This window comes from Blautia coccoides (assembly GCF_034355335.1).
Lineage (GTDB): Bacteria > Bacillota > Clostridia > Lachnospirales > Lachnospiraceae > Blautia > Blautia producta.
In genome coordinates this window covers 3,232,257-3,253,172 of the sequence record NZ_CP136422.1, presented here as the reverse complement: position 1 = coordinate 3,253,172, position 20,916 = coordinate 3,232,257, and the positions used below count along the sequence as shown (strand labels likewise).

Annotated in this window: 21 protein-coding genes and 1 riboswitch; of the genes, 13 read left to right on the top strand and 8 right to left on the bottom strand. The window is 43.8% G+C overall.

The features are described from left to right. Positions 1-10: 10 nt before the first annotated feature. The 3 genes from BLCOC_RS14485 (at position 11) to BLCOC_RS14475 (ending at position 3,279) form a co-directional block, all read left to right on the top strand. Positions 11-1,648 carry a glycoside hydrolase family 43 protein gene (locus BLCOC_RS14485; RefSeq protein WP_115622567.1) on the top strand — a complete coding sequence of 546 codons (1,638 nt, stop codon included), beginning with the start codon at positions 11-13 and terminating at the stop codon, positions 1,646-1,648. 126 nt (positions 1,649-1,774) lie between these two features. Next, positions 1,775-3,070 carry an HD domain-containing phosphohydrolase gene (locus BLCOC_RS14480; protein ID WP_029469004.1) on the top strand — a complete coding sequence of 432 codons (1,296 nt, stop codon included), beginning with the start codon at positions 1,775-1,777 and terminating at the stop codon, positions 3,068-3,070. Between the two features lie 53 nt (positions 3,071-3,123). After that, complete coding sequence (locus tag BLCOC_RS14475; protein ID WP_165907325.1) at positions 3,124-3,279, top strand: hypothetical protein; 156 nt, start codon at positions 3,124-3,126, stop codon at positions 3,277-3,279. A 70-nt stretch (positions 3,280-3,349) separates the two neighbouring features. Here the strand turns inward: BLCOC_RS14475 and BLCOC_RS14470 are convergent, their stop codons facing one another. Beyond that, a complete protein-coding gene (locus BLCOC_RS14470; RefSeq protein ID WP_029469005.1) occupies positions 3,350-4,282 on the bottom strand; it encodes a helix-turn-helix transcriptional regulator in 933 nt (310 codons plus the stop codon). A 164-nt stretch (positions 4,283-4,446) separates the two neighbouring features. On the opposite strand from BLCOC_RS14470, the gene BLCOC_RS14465 reads away from it, so the two are divergent. Further along, positions 4,447-4,959, top strand: coding sequence for a cysteine hydrolase family protein (locus tag BLCOC_RS14465; protein WP_115622566.1), 513 nt, complete (start codon positions 4,447-4,449; stop codon positions 4,957-4,959). Between the two features lie 74 nt (positions 4,960-5,033). Beyond that, positions 5,034-5,543: a helix-turn-helix domain-containing protein gene (locus BLCOC_RS14460; RefSeq protein WP_029469007.1), complete on the top strand. Its 510-nt coding sequence runs from the start codon at positions 5,034-5,036 to the stop codon at positions 5,541-5,543. 132 nt (positions 5,544-5,675) lie between these two features. Here the strand turns inward: BLCOC_RS14460 and BLCOC_RS14455 are convergent, their stop codons facing one another. The 3 genes from BLCOC_RS14455 to BLCOC_RS14445 form a co-directional block, all read right to left on the bottom strand. Further along, positions 5,676-6,059 carry a BlaI/MecI/CopY family transcriptional regulator gene (locus BLCOC_RS14455; protein ID WP_018597281.1) on the bottom strand — a complete coding sequence of 128 codons (384 nt, stop codon included), beginning with the start codon at positions 6,057-6,059 and terminating at the stop codon, positions 5,676-5,678. Positions 6,060-6,170: 111 nt separating this feature from the next. Continuing rightward, the gene (locus BLCOC_RS14450; protein WP_115622565.1) at positions 6,171-7,967 is read right to left on the bottom strand and encodes a BlaR1 family beta-lactam sensor/signal transducer; all 1,797 of its coding nucleotides are present in this window, start codon (positions 7,965-7,967) and stop codon (positions 6,171-6,173) included. A gap of 112 nt (positions 7,968-8,079) precedes the next feature. Continuing rightward, entirely contained in the window at positions 8,080-9,270 is a 1,191-nt protein-coding gene (locus BLCOC_RS14445; protein ID WP_115622564.1) for an MFS transporter, read from the bottom strand. 638 nt (positions 9,271-9,908) lie between these two features. On the opposite strand from BLCOC_RS14445, the gene BLCOC_RS14440 reads away from it, so the two are divergent. The 6 genes from BLCOC_RS14440 (at position 9,909) to BLCOC_RS14415 (ending at position 15,039) form a co-directional block, all read left to right on the top strand. Next, positions 9,909-10,772: an AraC family transcriptional regulator gene (locus BLCOC_RS14440; RefSeq protein ID WP_018597277.1), complete on the top strand. Its 864-nt coding sequence runs from the start codon at positions 9,909-9,911 to the stop codon at positions 10,770-10,772. Beyond that, positions 10,765-11,688 carry a DMT family transporter gene (locus BLCOC_RS14435; protein WP_029469011.1) on the top strand — a complete coding sequence of 308 codons (924 nt, stop codon included), beginning with the start codon at positions 10,765-10,767 and terminating at the stop codon, positions 11,686-11,688. Before BLCOC_RS14440 ends, BLCOC_RS14435 begins: the two co-directional genes overlap by 8 nt. Further along, positions 11,672-12,094, top strand: a complete 423-nt coding sequence (locus BLCOC_RS14430) for a DUF2000 domain-containing protein (protein ID WP_029469012.1) — start codon at positions 11,672-11,674, stop codon at positions 12,092-12,094. Before BLCOC_RS14435 ends, BLCOC_RS14430 begins: the two co-directional genes overlap by 17 nt. Before the next feature lie 204 nt (positions 12,095-12,298). Next, the gene (locus tag BLCOC_RS14425; RefSeq protein ID WP_115625403.1) at positions 12,299-12,565 is read left to right on the top strand and encodes a hypothetical protein; all 267 of its coding nucleotides are present in this window, start codon (positions 12,299-12,301) and stop codon (positions 12,563-12,565) included. 484 nt (positions 12,566-13,049) lie between these two features. Next, positions 13,050-14,123 (top strand): tyrosine-type recombinase/integrase, encoded by a 1,074-nt coding sequence (locus BLCOC_RS14420; protein ID WP_018597273.1) that lies wholly within the window; start codon positions 13,050-13,052, stop codon positions 14,121-14,123. Positions 14,124-14,277: 154 nt separating this feature from the next. Then, positions 14,278-15,039 (top strand): radical SAM protein, encoded by a 762-nt coding sequence (locus BLCOC_RS14415; RefSeq protein WP_115622563.1) that lies wholly within the window; start codon positions 14,278-14,280, stop codon positions 15,037-15,039. A 100-nt stretch (positions 15,040-15,139) separates the two neighbouring features. Here BLCOC_RS14415 and BLCOC_RS14410 read toward each other — a convergent pair whose 3' ends face one another. Beyond that, on the bottom strand, positions 15,140-16,363 hold the full coding sequence (locus BLCOC_RS14410) for a chloride channel protein (RefSeq protein WP_115622562.1): 1,224 nt from the start codon (positions 16,361-16,363) through the stop codon (positions 15,140-15,142). Positions 16,364-16,492: 129 nt separating this feature from the next. Continuing rightward, a riboswitch (Fluoride riboswitch) is annotated at positions 16,493-16,566 on the bottom strand. Between the two features lie 217 nt (positions 16,567-16,783). On the opposite strand from BLCOC_RS14410, the gene BLCOC_RS14405 reads away from it, so the two are divergent. Beyond that, positions 16,784-17,470, top strand: coding sequence for a response regulator transcription factor (locus BLCOC_RS14405; protein WP_029469017.1), 687 nt, complete (start codon positions 16,784-16,786; stop codon positions 17,468-17,470). Beyond that, positions 17,457-18,446 carry a sensor histidine kinase gene (locus tag BLCOC_RS14400; RefSeq protein WP_115622561.1) on the top strand — a complete coding sequence of 330 codons (990 nt, stop codon included), beginning with the start codon at positions 17,457-17,459 and terminating at the stop codon, positions 18,444-18,446. The genes BLCOC_RS14405 and BLCOC_RS14400 overlap by 14 nt, the downstream gene beginning before the upstream one ends. 10 nt (positions 18,447-18,456) lie before the next feature. On the opposite strand, the gene BLCOC_RS14395 is transcribed toward BLCOC_RS14400, so the two are convergent. Genes BLCOC_RS14395 through BLCOC_RS14385 form a run of 3 tightly spaced genes read right to left on the bottom strand, consistent with a single transcriptional unit; the run spans position 18,457 to position 20,913 of the window. Continuing rightward, positions 18,457-19,119, bottom strand: a complete 663-nt coding sequence (locus BLCOC_RS14395; protein WP_115622560.1) for an ABC transporter ATP-binding protein — start codon at positions 19,117-19,119, stop codon at positions 18,457-18,459. A gap of 2 nt (positions 19,120-19,121) precedes the next feature. Beyond that, a complete protein-coding gene (locus tag BLCOC_RS14390) occupies positions 19,122-19,691 on the bottom strand; it encodes a hypothetical protein (protein ID WP_115622559.1) in 570 nt (189 codons plus the stop codon). Positions 19,692-19,707: 16 nt separating this feature from the next. Next, positions 19,708-20,913, bottom strand: a complete 1,206-nt coding sequence (locus BLCOC_RS14385; protein ID WP_115622558.1) for an ABC transporter permease — start codon at positions 20,911-20,913, stop codon at positions 19,708-19,710. Positions 20,914-20,916 lie beyond the last annotated feature (3 nt).

Genomic DNA, 20,916 nt, shown 5'->3' with positions numbered 1-20,916 from the left:
AGTAACGATTATGATACAGAATCCCATATTACCCGGGTTCCATCCCGACCCCTGCATCTGCAGAAAGGGAGATGATTATTATCTTGCGGTTTCCACCTTTGAATGGTTTCCCGGAATTCCCGTATATCATTCAAAGGATTTGAAGCATTGGGAACTGCTCACCCATGTGCTGACAGATGATGAGAAAGTGGATCTGAAAAAACTGCCTTCTGCAAAAGGGATCTGGGCACCATGCCTTACTTACTGTGAGGCGGAGGATATGTTTTACGTGGTTTACGGAGTTATGAACTCCATGAATGCCCGTTATTTTGATGTGGATAATTATCTCATCTGCTCCAAAAACATAGAAGGCCCTTGGAGCGAACCGGTCTATCTGCATTCCGCCGGTTTTGACGCCTCTCTGCTTCACGATGAGGACGGAAGAAAGTGGATCGTCTCCCTGGAGTGGGAGACCAGGGAGGGCTATGAAAAGCCCGGCGCTATATGCCTGGCGGAATATTCTTCGGAGAAAAAGGAGATCATTGGATATCCAAAGCGCATCTGGAGCGGCGGAACAGACCGGGGATGTATTGAAGCGCCCCATCTTACTAGAAAAAACGGATGGTACTATATTATGTGCGCAGAGGGCGGAACAGGATATAATCACTGCGTGACCATGGGAAGATCAAAGAAAATCTGGGGTCCCTATGAAAAAGATCCGGAAAATCCCATTGTGACCTCTGCTCCCGGCATATCAAACGAGCGCCATGATCCGGATCATTTAAAGCCGCAGTATTACAATCCTGATTCACTTCTGCAAAAATCAGGGCATGGAAGCTATGTGGAGACACAATATGGGGAGGTGTATCTGGTGCATCTCACATCCAGGCCGTTTGTGCCGGAGCTTTGCTGTACTTTAGGCAGGGAGACTGCTATACAGAAAATGACGTGGACAAAAGACGGCTGGCTTCGCATGGCAGACGGCAGCAGGCTGGCCAAGATCCAAGTTCCGCAGAGCAATCTTCCTGTGTGTGAGATGCCTGGCATACCGGATCATGATGACTTTGACACACAAGTGCTTGGAAACTGGTATTATGCACCCAGGATCATGCCACAGTCCTTTGCGGACGTGACAGCCAGGCCCGGGTATGTGCGACTTATAGGGCAGGAATCCAGAACCTCGTTAAACCGTGTTAGTATCCTGGCGAGAAAACTCACCTCACTTCATGTGCGCATCACAACGAAAATGGAGTTTCAGCCTGAGATCTATCAGCACAGCGCAGGTCTGATCCTCTATTATGACAATATGAATTATATCAATCTGAGAAAGTATTACAGCCAGACCTTAGGACAGAGTGCCCTGTCTGTGGTAAGTCTGGAAAACGGAGTGAAGACGGAATACGTGGATACCAGAACCCCTGTGGAGGATGTGCCGGTCTACCTGCGGCTGTACGTGGATGGGAGGGAATCCTGGTTTGAATGGAGTTATGACGGTACCGCGTATCAGAAAATCGGCAGGATATTCCATACTGCCCACTTTTCTGATGAATACTGTAAGCACGGGGAATTTACCGGAACCATGGCGGGACTGACCTGCGCGGACAGAATGTTCCACAGACATTACGCGGACTTTGATTTCTTTGAATATAAAGAAGTTTTTGAACGGTGATCTGCCGGGGCCCTTTTTCGTCACATGAGGAAGTTATCCATTGTAATTACAGAATAAGTATATTATAATGATATCATGTTTTTTTGTAATGCACACAGAAAAGAAGGATGATATCGGAGGATGGATATGGGGGCGAAGGCAGTTGTCAACAGCAATAATATAAGCGGTCTGATCGAACGGACATTAAACTATGTAGATCCAAGATTGGTGGACCACGGAAAAAGGGTGGCATCCCTTGTCTATGGAATGCTGGAAGTACAGAAAAAGTATTCTGCGAAGGAGGTCCAAGATATCTGTATCCTCGCCATGCTGCATGATATCGGTGCTTATAAGACAGAGGAGATCAACAGGATGGCTCAGTTTGAATCAGAGGATATCTGGGAGCACTCGATCTATGGGTATCTCTTTCTTGCTGATCTGTCTCCGTTAAAAGAGTGGGCCAGGGCCGTTATGTTTCATCATGTGGCAGCAGTCCATCTGCCGGATACTCTGGAAGAGAGGATCCGGGAAGCTGCCCAGATGATATGTCTTGCTGACAGGATTGACATATACCTTCAGGAAAATAAAGACCCTGAAAAACTGTTCCTATATCTAGACAGAGTAAGGGGGAGCAAATTCGACAGTAGTATTCTTGATTTGTTTTACAAGGCGGAAGAGCAGTTTTCCATGCTTGCGTGTCTGGAAGAGGAGAAGGATTTTCATACGATCCTTCCCAATGTCCGGTTGTCTGAGCAGGAATGTGAAGATTATCTGAGGATGATGATTTTTGCCATTGATTTCAGGAGCCAGCATACAGTGACCCATACGATCACCACCACCCGTATTAGCTGCTGCGCGGCCAGGCATATGGGGCTTTCCGGTGAACAGATACATAATATTTATTATGGTGCGCTTCTTCATGATCTGGGGAAGATTGGGATTCCGGTAGAAATCCTGGAGTATCCGGGAAGACTAAGCAGTCAGGCTATGGCGATCATGCGTACACATGTGGACCTGACAGAAAAGATTCTAGGAGGCACTATAGAAGAAAAGATCATGCGGATCGCGCTTCGGCATCATGAAAAGTTGGACGGAAGCGGATATCCCAGAGGACTTAGCGGGGAGGAGCTTACCATAGAGGAACGGATCGTGGCTGTGTCCGACATTGTCAGCGCTCTGTTGGGCACCCGCAGCTATAAAGAGGCATTCTCTAGGGAGAGGACCTTATCTATTATAGAGGAGCAGGCCAGGGAAGGAAAAATAGACAGAAGTGTGGTGGAAGTTTTAAAAGAGAACTTTGATACTATTTTAGAGGAAGTGGAAGAAGGCTGCAGGCCTGTTCTGGACACATATTATGGTCTGCGTAAGGACTATCAGTATCTGCTGGGCAAATACTTGTATAACGGCGCAGAGTCCGCAGTGGATGGAAAAAAGGAATCATAACGGATCAGGACAGGGCATAGAATATAGTATCCAGAGAGAAGGAGGCACTGCCCATGTCCGTAAATTATAGAGTTTCTTATTTTCTTGACCGCTTTGATTATCCGGTTCCCCAGCAGCTTGTAGAAAAATATTACCGGTATAAACTGGGACATCCATGTTTTCTGATGAAGCAGAACGGAAGATGGACGATTGTGTCGGTTCAGCAGTGACAGTGGGCGTGCAGAGGTGAAAGATACTGAGAAAGGCAGAGATACTTTTCTCGGTATCTTTTTCTATGTATCAACTTTCGTATATAGCAGCTATATCATGTATTCTACGTCTCATTTCTGCCCGGATATGTGCCGGCTCCAAACACTCACATTTATTTCCGAAACTCAAAAGAATATCGTAGTGGTATTCATTCTCTATAAAAGGAAAGTTGATAAGATAATATTCATCATCATCTGGGGAAAAATCTTCATAAGTGCAATAGTCAAGGACCCTGTCCATGATGGATTTATGAATACGGATTTTGATTTTTGTCTGCATAGTTTCCAAAATTTCAGCAAAGTCTAAAATTGGTTTTTGGTAATCCCGCGCTGTAAAAGTTTCCTCCTGCATTTGCAGGTTTGACATACGGGATAGTCTGAATAGGCGGTAATCATTTCTTTTATGGCAATACCCCTGCAAATACCAATGACTGTTTTTTAATACAAGCTGATACGGCTCGACTGTTCGTACGCCCTTATTTCCGTGGTGTGCTATATATTCAAAGGTCAGCAGTCTGTTTTCCTGCAAAGCTGCTTTGATCATTTCAAAATAGGGTTGTATGCTGCTGTTTCCCGTCCATGGGCTTAAATCTATACATATTTGATTTACCTTTAATTCAATATCGTTTGCTCTGTCGGCGGGGATGAAGCTTTTTACTTTTGCAAGAGCGTGTACCAGTTCCTCACCTCGTATCATATTGGAAAGGCTGGTAAGTCCCATCAAGAGAGCGGAAAGATCCGCAGTCGAAAAAACCTTTTTATCTACCTTATATTCCTGCATGATTTCAAAACCGCCGCCCACTCCCGATGCTCCACGAACAGGAATCCCTGCCATATTGATGGCGTCTATATCACGGTAAATTGTGCGGGGTGATACTTCAAACATATCTGCCAGCTCCTGGGCGCCTATACGCTTTTTGTCAAGAAGTATCATAATAATGCTGACAAGCCTGTCTACTTTCATTTGTTCACCGCCATTCAATATTTTGATCGCTGTCATATTATTGTTTTTTATTGCTGCCATACTGTTGTCAGTGATTATATGGTACTATAAAAATGCTGACAAAGCAATAATAGGATCACGGAACAAGAAATCAAAAAGAGAAATCAGAAAGTTGAGGAGAAGAAATGATAAAACAAGCCTTAGTTATTATTGACATTCAAAATGATATTACAAAGAACTACAAGGAAATTATCGGCAACATTAACAAAGCCATTGCATGGGCAGTTGGCAGTAATATCCATGTGATTTATATAAAACACAACAATTTGTCTGCGGGGACGAGAACCTTTAAGCCGGGTACGCCGGGTACTGAGTTGGTCTCCGACATGGATATTGTATCCCGTAATATCTTTACAAAATCAAAGGGAAACGCATTGACAAGTGAGGCTTTTGCTGATTTCATTAAGAAGAACGAGATTGGCGAATTTTTCATAGCCGGTGCTGATGCAATAGCCTGTGTAAAATCCACCTGTTACAACATGGCTAAGTCAGGATATACGGTCCATGTTTTGTCTGACTGTATTACCAGCTATGATAAGCGCAAGATTGATGAGATGCTTCAGTATTATGAGAGCAAAGGGTGCAGCGTTGAAAAACTGAGTGAGATAATCGGAAGCACTATAAACCCTGAATGTTAATTTGCGTTGCTTGCAGCAACGGGCAGTTTCTCATACAATAGTGGTAATCATCAAAAGAAAGGAGGTTATCTCGAATGTTAAACGAAAACATGAAAGCGATCAGAAAATCAAAAGGTCTTTCACAAGAAGAACTTGCTGTCAAGCTGAATGTGGTGCGGCAAACAATCTCTAAATGGGAGAAAGGATTGTCAGTTCCTGATTCTGACATGTTGATCTCCATATCAGAAGTTCTTGAAACACCCGTAAGCACTTTACTTGGAGAAACTGTGATGGAGTCGAAAGTTGATGACTTAAAAGTGATTTCCGAAAAACTGGAGATCATAAACTTACAGCTTGCACAAAGAAAGACTATGAGACGGAAAATGTTTCATTGGCTGTTTATCTCGCTATGTGTGGTCATAATAGCATTTTCTGCGGCCTTAATTGTATTAAACAGTCCTTACTTAGGTTGGAATTATAATGACCCTGAAACCGCCGTTGCCGGAGCAGCTCTTCACGCATTTGAATGGTTGTTTGTCAGATTAGCGCCTGTTATCCTTATGGGTGCAGTCGTTGGAATTTTCTTGACACGCAAGCAGGCATAAAATGGTCTGCTAATCCGTTGGAATGCGTATCTGCAGCTTGACGAAAGGAAACGGTGCAGCCCACTTTTGAGGTTACACCGTTTCCTTACATAAAATACGTTCTTATCAGGCGTGCCTGTTGGGCCGCCTCCTTTATTTTTCGTGGTTGGATCTCTGTGCTAAAAGCTCCTGGAGATTCTCTATTTCCCGGTCGCTCAACTGATCCTTCTCGATGAAATTGGCCAGCATTGTAGAGAGACTTCCGTTATAGAACCGTTTTAAAAAGGAGCTGCTTTCATGATCCAGATATTCGTCCTTCTGAACCAGCGGTGTATAAACAAATACACGCCCTTCTTTTACATAACTGAGTGCCTCTTTCTGGACTAGTCTTTTGATCAGAGTCTGGATGGTTTTGGGACTCCAGCTTGTAGTCTTTAAGAGTAGCTCTGTGATCTCATTGGTGTTAATGGGAGCATGCTTCCATACAACCTTCATAACTTCATATTCGGCCTCAGATATCTGGGGTAAGTGTTTCATGATACAGCCTCCTGGATTTATAAAGAGATTATAAAACATTATATTCTTGCAGCCTGGGCTTGTCAATCGCAGGCTTGTGTTCCGGGACTTCCCGCGGGATTTCAGTGGATCTTATCTCTGTTCTGGCATCAGATTCATTTGGGCCAGGACATCAAGGGCAATCTGGCTGGCCGCTGTGCCGTCTGCATGGTCTTCTCCCTGAATATTCACTGCGAAGAAACTGGGAACGCCGAGAGTTTCTACATAACCGGTAAACCAGCCGTTTACATCCTTTCCCTCAAGATTGCCCGTGCCTGTCTTGCCGTAGAGTGCATATCCATCTTCCTTTGTGATACACATGGAATCCTTGACCGCCTGTACGGAGGAATCCCGAAACCCGAAGGTATTGTTATAGAAATCAGCCATCAGTCTGACCTGTTCAATAGGAGAAATCTTCAGAGATGATTCCATCCAGAAGGTGTCCGGTCCGCCGGATATATTTTTATTTCCATAGTCTATCTGATTTAAAAAGTCCTGTATAGAGGAAAGCCCGGCTTTTCTGTCCAGTTCCTGAAAGTACCAGTTTACTGAATTTTTCATGGCAGAGTCTAAATCCTGGTCCTGATTCCAGCTCTCAAAAGGATATGCTTTTTCATCCCAGGGGAGGAGAGAGGCATCAGGCGTGATGGTTCCTTTTTCCAGGGCCAGCAGCGCGCTGTATATTTTATACGTGGAATTGGGAGATACGCGCATACGGCTTTTTTCTTCGCCCCAGATACTCCATGTATCCAAAGAGGGCTGATAAAGAACAAAACTACCTGTATAGTCATCAAAGAAGGCGCCAAGTTCCAATGTTCTGGTCCTGCCGTCAGGGGATGATGAGGAGGAGGCTCCCAGTGCAGCAACGGACAGAAACGGGGAGCTTCCCAGTACAAGGACGGCAGATAAAAACAGAAAAGCAGTGTTTTTCATCCGAGTGCTTTTGGTTTCTCTATGGTACGTGACGATTCCCAGAATCCTTTTCTTCATCTGTTTTCCATTTCCAGCAAATCCGGTGGTCATGGAATATGGAGGATGGGAAATCTTTGATGCGTGTTTTAAGAGAGCAGAGCCGTATTCACGGTAACAGTCTTCCCGCAGAATTCCCAGTACGGATGCGTCGCAGGCAAGTTCCCTGTCCTGGCGCATCTTCTTCCAGGCATACCATACTGCCGGATTGAACCAGTAAACGATGCAGAACAGATTCATGATCAAGTTAATGGTGTGGTCACGACGCCTGCAGTGCTGGATCTCATGCAGCAGGATGTATTTTAGTTCTTTCCGGTCATTCTCTGACAGAAGCTCTGTGGGGAGAATGACGCAGGGACAAAAGACACCGAATGAAACCGGAGTCCGGATAAAAGCGCTTGCCATAAGCCGAATCTCTCTCTTTGTGCCGCATTGCGTTAGACATTTTTCGTAAAGGGAGCATACATCCTCATTTTGTACGGGAAGTGCGGATTTGAACAGACAGTGCAGCTTTTGGGCCGAGCGGATGATATACCAGAGCATAATGCACGCGCCCAGGACCCATACAGCAGATAAAAGAAACGCAAGGGCATCCAGACCGGCTTTTTCTGCTTCCATGGCATAATCCTGTATCTGCATATTATTTACTGCAGGCGCGGCGGCAGCAGAAAAAGTACCTGCAGCTCTGGCTGTATTGGAAGAAAGAATTCCCAGAAAGCCTGTCAGAGAAAAAAGCCGGTTCCTGACAGGTAAAAAGGGGATTGTGAGCATAAAAAGGTATAAGATCCATATCTGATATTGTCCGCCCGCAGAAATCTGCTTTCTGACAATCCCTTTAAAAAGTAAAAGCATGAAGGTGATCAGGACAATGACGGTATTACTGAACAGAAAACGTAAAATAAGCTCTTGGGATATCACCATAGCTGTGCTCCTTTAGTGGTGCCCGTAAATGGGACACAACATTTTATTACACTTGTAATAGTTATCTTGCTCTTATTATAGTATATTTGCCGGAAAAGTCAAACAGTTTCCGTTACTTAAAACATTTAAAAATCCTAAAGCAGACAGAGATAGCAAGGACCAGAGCGCCTGAAGCTGCAAGGAGATACTGCACTGGGATATAGTCTGCCAAGGGACCGAAAAATGCCATGCCCAGAGGCAGTGCGCAGGAGGTGGAAATCTGCATGAAGCTGAAGATCCTGCCGTGCATCTGCGGTGCGGCTTTTTCCTGGATGGTTACATTGATGGGCGTGTTGTAGCAGGGAGAGGTCACTCCTATCATGGTATTAAAAAGTAAATATACCAGAAATACCGGTGCCGTTCCCAGTCCTATCATAATCGCCCCATATACACTGCCGGCCAGGAGAGTGGTGTGGAGATGGTTTTTAAATCCACCCCAGGAGGCAATCAGGATTCCGCCTAATACCATGCCGAGACTGTAGGTCATTTCGCTCATGGTGAGCCGCCATACCTGGGCCCCAAAGGTTCTGCTCACCATAAGAGGAGTCAGAAAGGCGGAGGGGCTTATGAGAAACAAGATGAGGATCTGATATACCAACAGCCTTTTGATGAAAGGATTCTCCTTTATATAGGAAATACCTTCTGCTATTTTATGAAAATTGGACTCCTCCTTTACATCCGATGGGGCATAGGGCGGTATTTTAATGGCGAAGGTGATGCTGATGCCTATGACAGCCGTGACCACGTCAATAAAAAGCGCTGCTTCCAAAGGTGCCGCGGAGAGAATGGCCCCGCCGGCAGCAGGAGATAAGAACATCATGAAGGAGGAGAGGGTACTGTTCAGCCCATTCATTCTCATGAGATGTTCTTTGGGAACAAGCTGGGGAAAAATAGCATTTACTGCAGGGGTCTGGATTCCAGTTCCGGCTGAACGAATGATGAGCACGGCAAACAGAAACCAGATATTTTTATAGCCTGACAAAAAGACCAGGGCCAGAAGCAGTGTGGAAAATGCGATTACGCCGTCTGAGAGCATGATCAACCGTTTCCTATCATAACGGTCGATCCATACCCCTGCAAAAAGTGAAATCAAAATCTGGGGCAGGAATCCGCAGAGGGTGGAAGTGGTCAGCATTTTTCCAGATGATGTTGTCAGTGTGATATACCAGACGATCGCGTACTGTACCAGGGAAGAACCGAACAGGGATATGGTCTGGGCTGTTAAAAATCGAAAGGTTTTGCCTTTCCATGTATTTAGATTCATAAGTTGTTACCTCTTTCTTGGAAATAATAATGTAAAACAACACTGTTTAAGGCACAATATAATATTCATTAAACAGCAAAAAGGCAGAGGACATGATCCGCCCTCTGCCTGTCAGTCAAAACAAAAGGCTGCGGCGAGTACACCGCCGCAGCCGGATACAGAACAAGACCGGATTCACCGGAAAACAGGTACACAAATAAACGCATCAGAAAATCGGATACGCACGGTAACTGTTTTCCGGTGAATGCAGCAGCTCTGCTATGATCTGGACTCCGCACAATGTCTCACCGGAAACTTTATTTGTACGGAGATGATTCGTCTTCTCAGTTTATCAGTTAAGATAAAATTCATAAATGCCACCTCATTAGGTAAATTCCTGTATCTTACTGATAATATAGCATGGGGGAAAGTTCTTTGTCAATGAGGAGTTAGACAGGTCTGTCTGGGGGTGGTGGATGTGTTATAAGTGGATGTGTTATAATAAAAATGGCTGATGTTTGATGTCAGTTTTACCGGTTTACCGGGGAACAAATGAGGACCAATTCTTTGCGGCAAAGGTGCCCGAAGGTGTCATATCATTCAAGAATTCTTTTTGCCGGGGTGTTACAATAGTAAAAAGAAAAGGAGGAGGACAGGAAATGCATACGGAACAAGAACAAAGGCATGTGTATTATGACCATGACCTTGAAATAGAAGCATATAATCTGAGTGGGATCGTCCAGAAATTCCCAAATCATTTTCATGATTATTACGTGATCGGGTTTGTGGAGGGAGGGAAGAGGCATCTCTGGTGCAAAGGATTGGAATATGATCTGACTGCCGGAGATTTGATCCTATTTAATCCCAGAGACAATCATTTCTGTGCGCCTATCAACGGGGAAATTTTAGATTACCGTGCAGTCAATATCAATATGGATGTGATGCAGAGCGCAGTCAGGGAGATCACGGGGAAGGATTTTGTCCCGCATTTTACCAGAAATGTGGTGTATCAAAGCGATATCACACAGTCTATCGGTGATTTGTATGATGCCATTCTCACACACGCGCCGAAGCTGAAAAAAGAAGAGGCCTTTTTCTTCCTTCTGGAACAGATCCTGCAGGAACACGCGGCTCCTTTTGATGAAATAGATATCTCAGAACCGAATCAGCAGATCAAGACCCTCTGTGTATATATGGAAGAACATTTTTCGGAAAATATCACCCTGGATGATCTGCTTTCCATGACAAGCTTCGGCAAATCGTATCTGCTGCGTTCTTTTACAAAGCAGGTAGGTGTTTCCCCGTACCGCTATCTGCAGACTGTACGCCTGGAAAAAGCAAAAAAGTTTCTGGAGCAGGGTGTGGCTCCCATTGACGCGGCAGATATGGCGGGATTTGCGGATCAGAGTCATTTTACTAACTTTTTCAAAGAATTTATCGGATTGACGCCAAAACAGTATCAGAAAATCTTTACAGATAAACCGCTGCCAGTCACTCCGGCAAAGGAGTGGCCAAATGAATAAGACATTACATGGGCATATTGCTGCCTTTCTCACAATTTTGATCTGGGGGACCACCTTTATTTCCACAAAGGTACTTCTCAGAACCTTTGAACCGGTGGAAATTCTGTTTATCCGTTTTATGATCGGATATTTTGCCCTTTGGTGTGTCTGCCCGCGCAGGTTAAAGATCAGCCATAAGAGGCAGGAATGGTACTTTGCGGCTGCCGGACTTTGCGGTGTGACCTTGTATTACCTGTTTGAAAATATTGCGCTGACTTATACGCTGGCATCCAATGTGGGGGTTATTATTTCCATCGCGCCATTTTTTACAGTTATCTTTTCCTGCCTGTTTTTGCACGACAGGCGGCCAAATATCCGGTTTTTCGTCGGCTTCCTCATAGCGCTGACGGGTATATTTCTGATCAGTTTTGGAGGGGAAAAGAATTTGCAGTTAAATCCTTTAGGGGATTTGCTGGCTGTGACAGCGGCAGTGATATGGGCTGCGTTTTCCACGATCACGAAAAAAATCAGCGGCTTTGGATATAACACCATTCAGACCACAAGGCGGACGTTCTTCTATGGGCTTATATTTATGGTCCCGGCTCTGCTTCTGATGGATTTCCATATTGAGCTTCAGCAGTTCGCCAGCCTTAAAAATATGCTGAATCTGCTGTTTCTGGGGTTTGGGGCGTCTGCCCTGTGTTTTGTGACGTGGAATCTTGCTGTGAAGATCCTAGGCTCTGTGAAAACCAGTGTTTATATCTATATGGTTCCTGTCATCACAGCAGTTACGTCAGCACTTATTTTACATGAGAAATTAACACTGACCATTGTCTCGGGTATCGTTTTGACACTGATCGGCCTGTTCTTATCGGAAGACAGAAGGACAGAGAAAAATACAACAAAGGAGTATAAGGCATATGCAGGCACAAAATGATAAATGTGTAATGGTATTGGATCAAGATCTGCCCCTTGGCTTTCTGGCAAATACTGCCGGGATCATGGGGATCACACTAGGAAAACACATTCCGGAGACGGTAGGGCCGGATGTTCTTGACAAGAGCGGGAAAAAACATCTTGGTATCATCGAAATGCCGGTACCTGTGCTGAAGGCGGACCAGGAAAAAATCAGAGCTATCAGGGAACAGCTCTATCAGCCGGAATTCGCTGATCTGATCGTAGTTGATTTTTCAGATGTTGCACAGAGTTGTAATGTCTATGAGGAGTATATAAAAAAGGCGGCAGGTGTGGAAGAAAAGGAAATGATGTATTTTGGCATCGGAATCTGTGGTGCCAAAAAGCTGGTCAATAAACTGACCGGCAGCCTGCCGCTGCTGAGATAGAAAAGTAGAGATAAAAGAGGAGAGATAGTAGAGCCGGTCCGATTTGCGAGGATCGGCTCATTTGGTGTGGAAAATTAGAAGATTTTGAATAAAACCAGAATTTTTCATTTTTTCTGTTATAATATAGGTATAGAGAGGGCAGGACAGATATTCTGCTGTTATCAGATGATAAAAGGGAAGAAAAATAGAATGGGGGTGCTGGGAATGATTGGAATTTTGATTTTTGGTATTATGCTTGTAGTATGGGGAATGTGGGCTGTAGTGAAAGGAAAACTGCCGTTTATAAGCCGGTATCATAATGTAGAAAAAGTTCCCGGCCATGCCCGTGTTGAAGGAGGGGCTGTATTGTGCGTTGGTATTGCCATAGCAGCTCAATATTTTATAGCTATGCAGCCGGTTACTGTTGTAGTGATCATTTTCATGATTTGTATCATTGCGCTTGTTCTTGAAATAGCATTAAAGGTATTATAGGGGTATCAGAGGACGGAATGCTTATTCCTTAAGTCGTAACGTTAACATTAATTATATCTGACAGGCAAGCAAAAGGTAATCTGAGTCTGCGTATTCAGGTTTTATCAGGACAGATAAGAATAGATAATAAAATGTCTCCGCTATGCAATGGATATGGCGTTCTTTGTTGTAAAAGGCCTGAATATTATCCGTATGAATTTATCTATCTTATAATAAAAAAGAAAATCTGATTTTTATTATGAGATAGAAAGGGAATGAATCTGTTTTACAATATGTGAAATGGATACTGCGGTTAGTTATAAATGAGAGTAATCAAATATAGTAAGAAAAAGATGATTTATGTGGTTGTTTGAGGTATAGCGAGCAGGTTATAACTATTCGCGAAATGTTCATTTTACGAATAGTTATGGACATTTTTGTCCGGATGGGCTATAATCAGGCTAAACCATTGTTGTATTAATGAATTATATTGAGGTGCAAATTCATGGAGAAAAAAAACATCAGCTATCACGAGAAAAAATATATTGATAACAATATCCGTCTCAGGAATATTTTAGCGGAGCTTCCTCCGTATGTACAGGATTTCTGCAGGGGCCGCCAGACAACTTTGAGTATGCAGACTCAGATTGCATATTGTTACGATTTAAAGATATTCTTTCAGTTCCTTACAACTGCGAATCCCACGTTGAAAAACTCGCCCCTTTGTGACATTTCCCTTGATGTTATGGAAAATCTTCGTCCCACGGATATTGAAGAATTTCAGAATTATCTGAAAGTTTACGAAAGTCAAAATACAGGCGAGGCAATGACCAACGGTGAAATCGGCATTTCCAGAAAGATTTCTGCTCTCAGGAGCCTTTTTGACTATCTGTACAAGCATGAAATGGTAAAAAATAACCCTACCCGCATTGTAGATGTCCCCAAAATCCACGAAAAAGCCATTATTCAGCTTGATCCTGATGAAATTGCCATGATCTTGGATTCCATGGAGGAATTCAGTGATAATCTGACCCCCCATCAAAAAGGTTATTATTTGAAGACAAAAACACGTGATATTGCCATTATAACACTCTTTCTCGGAACCGGGCTGCGTGTGTCCGAATGTGTGGGTCTGGACATCTCTGACGTCAACTTTAAAAACAGCGGCCTTCGCGTGATACGAAAAGGCGGTAATGAAAAAATCGTCTATTTCGGCGAGGAGGTGGAAATCGCTCTGCTAAATTATCTCGAAGAAAGAGAAAACATGGAGACAAAGCCGGGTCATGAAAATGCACTCTTCCTCTCCCTCCAGGGAACACGGCTGAGTGTCCGGGCAACAGAGAAAATGGTAAAGAAATACACACAGCCCATCATCACAAATAAAAGAATCACTCCCCATAAGCTTCGCTCCACTTATGGCACTGCTCTCTACGAAGAGACAGGTGATATCTATCTTGTCGCAGACGTCCTGGGACATAAAAGTGTCTCTACGACACAGAAACATTATGCAAAGCTTAAAGATTCCAGAAGGCGTGCGGCGGCAAGCGCTGTACGGTTGAGAGAAAAAGAAAGCGAATGACGCGTTTACTTGACAAATTTATTGTTTAAGCCTAGTGCTCCATCCGACCAGAAACCATAGTATCAGCACTGTTACTATGGTTTCTGACTGGATGGAGCACTAGAGTGAATAATCATATATTAAAAAATTAAAATTTTATTTATAAGGAGATTTTATGAATCCATATATCAAAGATCTAAACCGTATAGAAGTCCTTATTACTCTTGCCTGTACCGGTCAGTGCAGGCATTGTTCTGAGGGTGACCACTTAAAGTGCAGCGAACATATAGATGGGGACGGGATAGCTGATCTTGTCCGCAAAGTGTGCCACAGATTTCAAATAGAATCTCTGATGACGTTTGGCGGAGAGCCATTACTTTATCCGGAGGCGGTTTATAAAATACATAGCGCTGCAAAGAAAATGAATATTAAGAAAAGACAGCTTATCACAAACGGTTTTTTCAGCAGAGATACAAATAAGATCCAATACACGGCTGAGAGACTTGCCGAGTGCGGAGTAAATGATATTCTGCTGTCTGCAGATGCCTTTCATCAGGAAACGATACCGCTTGAAACGGTAAAGCTTTTTGCAAAAGCGGTCAGTGCCGAAGGAATTCCCCTGCGGGTACACCCTGCATGGCTTGTAAGCGATGAGGATGAAAATCCATACAATCAGAGAACCAAGGAGACACTGAAAGAATTTGAACAGATGGGAATCGGATATTCCCACGGAAACATTATTTTCCCCAGTGGTAATGCAAAGAAATATCTGAGTGAATATTTTGATGGTCAGCAGCCTGATAATCCCTATGAGGAAAATCCGGAAGATGTCCGTACAGTCACAATCTCTCCAAACGGGGATACACTGGGAAGTAATGTATATCATACAGATATCATAGATATTATTGAAAATTATAAACCAATAAAAAAATTATAAAGCCGCCCCTTGGTTCCAAATAAAAAACAAAGTAAAGTAAGGAACCAAGGGGCAAATTAAATATCGGAAGGCTCAAAACTTATGATACCTATGATACCTGTTATTTATGTACGTCTGACGTTTTCTGAAGGGAATAAATCGACTTATTCAGGTTAAACAAATAGGCAAACGCGCATACCAGGAAAAAATGGGGAAGGTAAGCAGATCCAAACACCTCTGTGCCGATCAGTACCGGGGCCAGAAATGTATTTGTTGCGCTTCCAAACACACCTGCATAGCCAAGCGCTGCCGCAATCTCTGAGGGAACGCCAAGGATTGGGCCTGCTACTACTCCAAGGCTGGCGCCGATAGAAAACAGAGGTGTTACTTCCCCACCCTGAAATCCCGCAGCCAGAGTTAATACGGTAAGAAGAAATTTTAAAATCCAGTCATAGCTGAGAATCTCCTCTCCATAAAAACTGGCATGGATGAGGTTTGCTCCCAGACCTGCATACCTGCCCTTGTATAAAAGGAGCAGCAAGACACTTAAGATAAGTCCCATGATAAAAATTCTGATAACAGGCTGCTTCCAATGAGAGGCAAGTATGTTTTTCATATATTTTAATGTCCATGCAAAAGCACCGCCCACAACTCCGAACAGGATTCCCAACAAAAGGAACCTCCACATATCAGAAAAAGCAAGATCCATTTTTCCTGTAAGCGCAAATGTGAATTTTTCCAGTCCCAGAAATTGTGCTGCTGCGCTGGCTGTGAAAGCGGCTGTGACTGCCGGCAGTAATGCCTGATATTCCAAGGCTCCGGCTGTCAGTACCTCCATTGCAAAGAAAACCGCAGCAATAGGTGTTCCAAAAAGTCCGGCAAACCCGGCGGCCATACCTGTTACAAGAAAAATATGGGAACTATTTTTTAATGGTATTTTTCTTCCTATCCAATGGGAAAATGTGGCGCCAATCTGTACAGCCACCCCTTCTCTTCCGGCACTGCCTCCAAATAAATGTGTGATCCATGTTCCGGATATGATAAACGGGATCAGCCTTAAAGGGATCACTTCCTCTTCCCCATGTCCCACTTCAAAGATCAGGTTCATGCCTTTACTGCTTTTTCCTCCGAATTTTAAATAAGCAAAGGCGATCAATGCTCCGGCGAAAGCTAAAAATGGAATTAACTGCATGGGATGTCCGTTCCGGAAATCCGTGATCGCCAGTAATACCCTTCCAAATACGGCATCGATCCCCCCGACCACCAGGCCGATAGGGATTCCCAGCAGTCCCAGGATCAACAGATTCTTATAAACTTGAAATATTTTTACTGCTCTGTCATGCATACTTTTTTCTCCCCTTCTTTTTTATCTCTGGTGATTCAGCCTCTCTCCTCTCCCATTGCTGGCAAACAGACGGCTAAACCGGAGTGTATCTCCCAGCATAATTTCAAACAAAAAAGCTGATAACCCTGTCGTTAAACAGAAGTCATCAGCAAAAATGCGCTTTTGGAATATATCCACGGGAGAACCTCATTCCCTTAAATTTCTACCTTAAAATCATATCATGTGTAATTTGGCTTGTCAATGTGCTGTTTCCAGATTGTTTAGAAAAATACACGGGCTGCATGGTTGCATATTTCCCGCAAAAGAAATATAATGAAATTTCAGAGAGGCTGTAGTGAAGATATACTTACCGCTTCTGCTTTTGGAAGCAGTATGAACTACAGACAATAGATAAAGACACGTAAAGGATGTTAAAAATAGATGAAGCAGATATTTCTAGTTGAAGATGATAAGGAAATTGCCAAGAATCTTGTGCTTTTGTTGCGCTCAGAGGGATTTGCAGTTACCCGCGCTGCCACGCAGAGGGAGGCTGTGTCTTTGCTCACAGAAAATAAGTTTGATTTAGCTCTTGTAGATATTTCCCTGCCGGATGGAAACGGTTTTGCAGTCTGCACAGAGATCAAACAGACCCAGAATATCCCCGTAATCTTTCTGACAGCCTCCGGTGACGAAGCAAGTGTTGTCACAGGGCTGAATATGGGGGCTGACGATTATATCACAAAACCATTCCGTCCCCGTGAACTGATCGCACGGATCGGGACAGCACTGCGGAAATTCGGATGTTCACCTTCTGCTTTTGAAATGTGCGGACTTCATGTGGACACAGCCAGCGGTATTGTAAAAAAAGACGGCAGGGAAATTTTTCTTTCCGCATTGGAATACCGTTTGCTGCTGATATTTATCAATAATCCCAAAATCATTCTTACACGGGACAGGCTGTTAGAGGAATTGTGGGATGCGGCAGGCGAGTTTGTGAATAATAACACTTTAACGGTTTACATCAAACGGCTGAGGGAAAAAATTGAGAATGATCCTGCGAATCCCCAGATCATTTTGACAGTGCGGGGAATGGGATACCGACTGGGAGGAAGCTATGTTTCGGAATAAAGAGATTCGGCAGTTTGCGGTCTTGTTTGCCGCGATAACCTTCATCGCTGCGGCCGTGGGATTTGTGATCCATCCGGCTGCCGGAATATTGGCGCTGGTTTCTTCTGCTGCCTTCGGAGCGGCATTTTTTATATTTACCAGAAATCGTTATCAAAATATTGCACAGATTTCAGAGCAGATCGATCTTGTGCTTCATAACGCGGACTATCTGTTTATCAGTGAATCAGACGAGGGGGAGCTTTCTATCCTGCAAAGTGAGATAACAAAAATGACGCTTCGTATTCGGGAGCAAAATGAAGCCCTGAAAAAGGAAAAACAGCATCTCGCCGATTCTCTTGCCGACATTGCCCACCAGCTCCGCACTCCTCTTACATCTGCGAATCTGATCTTGTCACTGCTGAAAAAGTCCTCTGATGAGAAGGAGCGGAAAACCCTGCTTCGGGAAACAGAAGAATTATTTGTACAGATGGATTGGCTGGTCACCTCCCTGCTGAAATTGTCACGTTTAGACGCAGGGATCGTGGTGTTCCAAAAGGAACGGATAGATGTGGAGAATGTGGTCAGGACTGCTTTGCGGCCGTTCCTGATCTCAATGGATCTGCATAATGTTGCCTTAGAGACAGACATACCTCATGGGGTATGTCTTCAGGGGGATGCCGGCTGGTTTTCAGAAGCCATCCAAAATGTAGTGAAAAATTGTATAGAAAGTGCCGGAGATAATGGAAGGATTGAAATTGCCTGTCAGGACACTCCGCTGTTTACTGAGATAACCTTCCATGACAGCGGAGTGGGTTTTAAAAGAGAAGATCTGCCCTGTCTGTTTGACAGGTTCTATCGGGGAAAAAATACAGACACTGCAGGGTACGGAATCGGATTAGCTCTCTGCAAGACGATCATTACCCGGCTGGGCGGAACCGTCACCGCAAAAAATCATCCACGGGGCGGCGCGTTATTTATAATTCGTTTTCCAAAATAGTGTAGGACATTTATTCCTCCATAATGCCATCCTTGAGATGTACAATGCGTTTACCTGCCTTAGCTACATTGATATCGTGACTGATCTGTATTATGGTATTTCCCATTGCGTTTAATTCTTTGAACATCTCGAGTATTTCTTTTCCGGTATTAGAATCTAGTGCCCCTGTTGGTTCATCTGCCAGTAAGATGGAAGGCTTTGTGATCAATGCCCTTGCAATTGCCACCCGCTGCTGCTGTCCGCCTGATAACTCGCTTGGAAGATGCCCGCGGCGTTCCCATAATCCTGTCATACGGATTACCTCCTCAGCCTGCAAAAATGCCTCTTTCCTGCTCTTGCCTCGTATCAAAAGAGGCATCAACACATTTTGTAGTATATTGTACTGTGGGATCAGATGGTACTTCTGAAAAATAAATCCGATTTTTTGGTTTCGGATCACTGTCAGCTTTGCGTCATTGCATTCATGAACCGGTATCTCATCCAACTGATAGGTCCCGCTGTCCATAGTGTCCATACATCCGATAATATGCATCAGTGTACTTTTTCCTGATCCGGACGCACCCAGGATTGTAATAAACTCCCCATCCGTAACTGACAAATTAACATCTTTCAGCACGTGAAGTATATTTTCACCCATGATATAAGATTTATTGACATCTGTAAGTTTGATCATAATTACTCTAATATCTCACATGAAATGACTGCATTATCTTTTTTATTTACCGTTATCATCAATACGTTCATTTTATTTAAGTCAGATATATTTGCACTTCCCCCTGTCATATTTGTAAGCTGGACCCCAGCCGGAATGACAAAAGATTTGTTCTCCCCGGTATATTCAAGCATAGATGCCAGCGATTTTTTGTCACCCTCTACCTGATCCGGGGCAGTATCTGATCTGTCCTTTCCTTCCGGGATATCTGTAATACCGCCAACATAGTTTTCCCCCTCACCGGATACGCCGTTACCATTCTCCTTCCCATTGTTGCTTTCTCCAGCCGCACCCGGTTTTAATTCTTCCGGAATCTTGGCAAGCGCCAATTCTATTTCATTTCCCGCAATACTTTGAATTGTTCCTAAATAAAGAGCCTGCTCGTTGGATGATGAGGAATTATCAGCCGGTGACTTTGAATCTGTTTCTTTCGTCGGTGTATTGGATGTTTTTTTATCATCCGTGCCTCCTGTGCACGCAGCCAGTGAAGCTATCATCAATACTCCCAATATAACTAACATCAATTTTTTCATTCTAATGAACCTCCTGTTATTCTACATTTAATGCATCTACTGGAATCAGCTTAGAAGCCTTGTATGCCGGATAGAATCCAAATAAAGTTCCTGTAACTACAGCAAATATAAAAGCGGCTGCAATCCCCTGAAAAGATGGGGATACCGGAATATCCGTATATTTTTCTATCAGCGGAATTGCTCCGAAACTTAAAACTGCTCCTGCAGCTCCGCCAAATACTCCGATTGCCACAGACTCTAACAAAAACTGCAGCAGTATATCCGCCCTTTTCATTCCAAGTGCTTTTAGGATACCGATTTCTTTTGTGCGCTCCCTAATAGTAGCAAAGAGTACATTCATGATACCAATGCCTCCAACAGCAAACACAATAGCTGCCACAGAGATCAAAAGTAATTTCATTGTCTTTGCGGATTCCGTTGCAGCCTCAATACGGCTTCCTGCGTCTTCTACTAAATATTTGTCTCCGTCATTCATATAATAATTGACGGTACTCTTTATCTCGGCCATCGCCAATTGGACTGATTTGACTCCGTCTGCCTTTCCGACCGCTTCCGGATAGTCATCCTTCGACGCAAGATTTTTTGCCTCAAAGGTCTGGTAGGGCAAAAATATGGAACGGTCCGGTGAGAGACCCTGAAGCCCGTCACCACTTCTTGCCAGGACCCCGATCACTTTATACCTTTTTTGGTCCACTAAAATTGTTTGGTCAATAGCATCTGCAGGTCCTTTAAAGTAAGTATTGGCCAGTTCATATCCTATCACTGCCGCACTGGCAGCCTTTTCATAATATTCATCCGGAAAATCCCATCCGGCAGAAAAGGAAAAATTGGAGATCTCAGCAAATCCCTTTGTTACCCCGACCACCTCAATATTGGTCTTTTCTTTTCCGAATTTGACTTCTGTATAGGTACTTTCCCTTAGATACATACCCACAAGCGCATTGGATTCCTCCAGGATCTGCTTTATATTTTCAATAGACAGACGTTCTATTTTCCGCCTTTTTTCTGATAGTATGGCACTTTGATCAGGTTTAAGGTAAATCGTGTCTGCGGATAGGCCGGAAAATTGTTTTGCAGCCTCATTCTCCCCGCCCTGCCCAATGGCAATGACAAGGATAATGGTCAGTGTACCGGCAATGATTCCCAATGAGTTCAATATAACCTTACTTCTGTTTTGTTTTACATTGATCCATATGATACGCAGCAGTTCTGACAGTCTCATAGC

Coding starts and splice junctions, on each gene's coding strand:
- BLCOC_RS14485 (WP_115622567.1), top strand. CDS start 11: ATGATACAGAATCCCATATTACCCGGGTTCCATCCCGACCCCTGCATC.
- BLCOC_RS14480 (WP_029469004.1), top strand. CDS start 1,775: ATGGGGGCGAAGGCAGTTGTCAACAGCAATAATATAAGCGGTCTGATC.
- BLCOC_RS14475 (WP_165907325.1), top strand. CDS start 3,124: ATGTCCGTAAATTATAGAGTTTCTTATTTTCTTGACCGCTTTGATTAT.
- BLCOC_RS14470 (WP_029469005.1), bottom strand. CDS start 4,282: ATGAAAGTAGACAGGCTTGTCAGCATTATTATGATACTTCTTGACAAA.
- BLCOC_RS14465 (WP_115622566.1), top strand. CDS start 4,447: ATGATAAAACAAGCCTTAGTTATTATTGACATTCAAAATGATATTACA.
- BLCOC_RS14460 (WP_029469007.1), top strand. CDS start 5,034: ATGTTAAACGAAAACATGAAAGCGATCAGAAAATCAAAAGGTCTTTCA.
- BLCOC_RS14455 (WP_018597281.1), bottom strand. CDS start 6,059: ATGAAACACTTACCCCAGATATCTGAGGCCGAATATGAAGTTATGAAG.
- BLCOC_RS14450 (WP_115622565.1), bottom strand. CDS start 7,967: ATGGTGATATCCCAAGAGCTTATTTTACGTTTTCTGTTCAGTAATACC.
- BLCOC_RS14445 (WP_115622564.1), bottom strand. CDS start 9,270: ATGAATCTAAATACATGGAAAGGCAAAACCTTTCGATTTTTAACAGCC.
- BLCOC_RS14440 (WP_018597277.1), top strand. CDS start 9,909: ATGCATACGGAACAAGAACAAAGGCATGTGTATTATGACCATGACCTT.
- BLCOC_RS14435 (WP_029469011.1), top strand. CDS start 10,765: ATGAATAAGACATTACATGGGCATATTGCTGCCTTTCTCACAATTTTG.
- BLCOC_RS14430 (WP_029469012.1), top strand. CDS start 11,672: ATGCAGGCACAAAATGATAAATGTGTAATGGTATTGGATCAAGATCTG.
- BLCOC_RS14425 (WP_115625403.1), top strand. CDS start 12,299: ATGATTGGAATTTTGATTTTTGGTATTATGCTTGTAGTATGGGGAATG.
- BLCOC_RS14420 (WP_018597273.1), top strand. CDS start 13,050: ATGGAGAAAAAAAACATCAGCTATCACGAGAAAAAATATATTGATAAC.
- BLCOC_RS14415 (WP_115622563.1), top strand. CDS start 14,278: ATGAATCCATATATCAAAGATCTAAACCGTATAGAAGTCCTTATTACT.
- BLCOC_RS14410 (WP_115622562.1), bottom strand. CDS start 16,363: ATGCATGACAGAGCAGTAAAAATATTTCAAGTTTATAAGAATCTGTTG.
- BLCOC_RS14405 (WP_029469017.1), top strand. CDS start 16,784: ATGAAGCAGATATTTCTAGTTGAAGATGATAAGGAAATTGCCAAGAAT.
- BLCOC_RS14400 (WP_115622561.1), top strand. CDS start 17,457: ATGTTTCGGAATAAAGAGATTCGGCAGTTTGCGGTCTTGTTTGCCGCG.
- BLCOC_RS14395 (WP_115622560.1), bottom strand. CDS start 19,119: ATGATCAAACTTACAGATGTCAATAAATCTTATATCATGGGTGAAAAT.
- BLCOC_RS14390 (WP_115622559.1), bottom strand. CDS start 19,691: ATGAAAAAATTGATGTTAGTTATATTGGGAGTATTGATGATAGCTTCA.
- BLCOC_RS14385 (WP_115622558.1), bottom strand. CDS start 20,913: ATGAGACTGTCAGAACTGCTGCGTATCATATGGATCAATGTAAAACAA.